Origin of the sequence: Bacillus sp. SIMBA_008 (genome assembly GCF_046535495.1) — a bacterium.
Classification (GTDB): domain Bacteria; phylum Bacillota; class Bacilli; order Bacillales; family Bacillaceae; genus Bacillus; species Bacillus subtilis.
This window is the reverse complement of record NZ_JAWRWL010001365.1, coordinates 1-232: the sequence shown is the minus strand read 5'-3', so window position 1 is coordinate 232 and position 232 is coordinate 1. Positions and strand designations below refer to the sequence as shown.

Annotated in this window: 1 protein-coding gene and 1 pseudogene; both read left to right on the top strand. The window is 51.3% G+C overall.

Translation table 11 applies throughout. The annotated features are described in order from the left end of the window. Positions 1-147: pseudogene (locus SB658_RS27920) on the top strand (glycine/betaine ABC transporter); the annotation flags it as partial. Then, on the top strand, positions 147-232 hold an 86-nt coding region (locus tag SB658_RS27915), incomplete at its 3' end, for a hypothetical protein (RefSeq protein ID WP_410603845.1). The pseudogene SB658_RS27920 and the gene SB658_RS27915, both read left to right, overlap by 1 nt.

Below are 232 nucleotides of genomic sequence, written 5' to 3'. Positions count from 1 at the left end.
CTCGGTTCTGAAGTATACAGCGCCGTTACACAGTTGAAAACCGGTGTCGGAGTGGAAGCGGGTATCGCGATCGTTATCGTAGCGATTACACTCGACCGTATCACGCAAAACATTAAAGTGAAGAAGAAGAGCAGGGGGAATGCCTGATGCTTAAGAAAATCATCGGTGTCGGCGTTACCGCTGCGCTGGCTCTTTCTTTGGCTGCCTGCGGTTCGCAGACTGATGATAAGGC